This window comes from Campylobacter concisus (assembly GCF_003048555.1).
Lineage (GTDB): Bacteria > Campylobacterota > Campylobacteria > Campylobacterales > Campylobacteraceae > Campylobacter_A > Campylobacter_A concisus_AO.
In genome coordinates, this window is record NZ_PIRR01000079.1 from 1 (window position 1) to 2794 (window position 2794).

Annotated in this window: 2 protein-coding genes; both read left to right on the top strand. The window is 30.4% G+C overall.

Annotated features, from left to right (window positions below; translation table 11 throughout):
• The first annotated feature begins 1055 nt into the window (after positions 1–1055).
• A complete protein-coding gene (locus CVS92_RS08880; protein ID WP_107789214.1) occupies positions 1056–1922 on the top strand; it encodes an NAD-dependent epimerase/dehydratase family protein in 867 nt (288 codons plus the stop codon).
• 2 nt (positions 1923–1924) lie between these two features.
• Positions 1925–2794, top strand: an 870-nt coding sequence (locus tag CVS92_RS08885) for a nucleotide-diphospho-sugar transferase (RefSeq protein WP_107789213.1), incomplete at its 3' end; no start/stop codon positions are given.

Genomic DNA, 2794 nt, shown 5'->3' on the forward strand with positions numbered 1-2794 from the left:
CGTTTGATGTGACAAAATGTGATAAATAATCGCAAAGAAGGCGAGTGATCGCAGGCATAAATTTATCTTGGCGTATATAATAGCTTTAATTAATGGTTCAAATGTATCTATGTATTTTATGAAAGGCCACACAACAGTTAATAATATTTGAAGAACGTCGGCTGCGTATGATGTGTTTAAGAGACAGTTATAAAGTATATTGTGTAAAGGCAGGTGATGTTTTTATGATTAATCCTATGGTGGTTCATATATTTTATGTAAAAACTGCCGCGAAGTGGATAAATTTACTCAGTAATAAAATGGATATGGATAGCCCTGATATTTATAAAGAACAATAGTTATATAAGTATACTAAAACGTATATGTGATAAATAATATTGGTATATGTAATATCTCTTAAATAATTCTAAAATAATTTCTAACACAAAAATTAAATAAGCACATCAAACGATTATGCCGAGAAAGTATATTGAATGTAGCTATAGTTTGCAATAAGTATTATTTTACTATGAAAAGATAATATATATCTAAAATTTTAATAAATAGTAGAACCTTTTTTATATTGGTCTATATCTATATAAATAGTTTTATTATTTCTGTTAAGTTTAAAGCTATAGAAGAAATTTTTGCCTAATATTGAAGTTAAGAAGGTCAATTATTTTTTGTTATTACTGGATTTTTATACTTTACTGTCTTATTCTTTGTAGTGGAAATAATAGCTATTGTTAACTTTCCTGAGTGATATATGGTTAGTGAAAAAAATTGCAATAGTTCTATCTATGTATTTATGCTCTAATTTTCGACATAGAATCATATCTTGATTATGTTAGAGATTTTTCTTTAAGCTCGGAGTATTACTGACTAGAGATTATGCAACGAGAGATTTCATTATATAAAACCCTTTACAATATGTTATAATGATTTGATTTTATCAATTTTTTTAGAGTAAAAGCCTTATAAGGCATTTGTGTAAACTGATATATGGCAGAAATTGATTTTAGCAATATTAAGGTAAAAGCTTATATTGCAGATGTTTTTATATGGAGCATAAGCTAATGAAAAAGAAAATATTAGTGACTGGGGGGGCTGGGTTTATAGGCTCCCATTTATGTGAAAGGTTGTCAAAAAATCTTGAGAATGAGGTGTATAGTTTAGACAACTATTTTACAGGAAGTATTAATAATCATGTCTCAAATGTAATATATATAAAAGGTGATACAAACGATATAAACAAACTCATTACTTTTTGCCCTCATATAGTATACCACCTTGGCGAATATTCAAGGGTAGAGCAGAGCTTTGATGATATACAAAAGGTTTGGAAATATAATAAAGATGGTACATTTGCAGTTCTTGAATTTGTTAGAAAAATGGGTTGTAAAATAGTATACGCTGGAAGCTCTACTAAATTTGGGGATGGTGGGCTTGGCAGGAATGCTAGTCCATATGCATGGACAAAAGCTAGCAATACAGAACTGGTCAAGAATTATGGTGATTGGTATAATATTCCATATGCTATAACATATTTTTATAATGTTTATGGGCAAAGAGAGATAAGGGTTGGTAAATATGCAACACTTATAGCTATTTTCTGTGAGAAAATGAAAAGGCATGAACCGCTCACTATCGTTAGCCCAGGTGTTCAAAAGAGAAATTTTACTCATATAGATGATATTGTAGATGGAATATTGCTTGTAGGTGAGAATGGATATGGTGACGAATTTGGAATAGGAAATGAAGAAGCATTTACTATATTGGATGTAGCTAAAATATTTGGTGGAGAAATTGTAATGCTTCCTGAAAGACGTGGGAATAGAATGGAGGCTACTGTATGTAGTAAAAAAACAAAAATGCTTGGGTGGAGCGCAAAAAGAAGTCTCATAGATTATATAGAAGAGCGTAGAAAAAAGCAATGGGGATAAAGATGCGAGAAGAGTTAAGTATGCCAGTATTGTTTCTAGTTTTTAATAGGCTTGATACAATGCAAAAGGTTTTTGAACAGATACGAATTGCTAAGCCGCCGAAAATTTACATAGCCTCCGATGGCGCCAGACGAGATAGACAGCATGAATACGATGTTGTAAAGTCGGTTAGACAGTATATTTTAAATAATATAGATTGGATATGTGAAGTAAAAACTCTTTTTAGAGATGAAAATTTAGGATGTGGAGCAGCTGTAAGTAGTGCCATTTCTTGGTTTTTTGAACATGAGGAAATGGGGATTATATTAGAAGACGATGTTGTCCCTGTTCAAAGTTTTTTTGGATTTTGTCAAAAAATGCTTAAGCAATACAAGAATGATGAGCGCGTGATGATGATAACCGGAACAAACTTCATGGTAGATATAAGAGATGACATTAAACAAGACTATTTTTTCTCTAGGCACTTTGCAATTTGGGGTTGGGCTACATGGAGGCGAGCTTGGGAATTATATGATGTAAATATTTCGTGTTGGAGAAACAGCATTTCTATCAAAGATATAGAGTTTGTAAATAGAGAAAAACATATTATTAGCCACTTTAATAATATGTTTGACTTGGTATATTATAAAAAAATAGATACCTGGGATTTTCAATGGGTATTTACATGTTTGTTTAATTATGGACTTTGTCTTACTCCTTCAATTAATATGATTAGTAATATAGGCATACAAGGAACCCACATGAATGGTGATATTACCGATAATCATTTTTTAAAAACTTTAGATTTTAAGAATATTGATAATATTAAAATTAATAAATTGGTGTATCCAGAAAATATATATGAAAATATACTATACAAAAAAGTACTATAC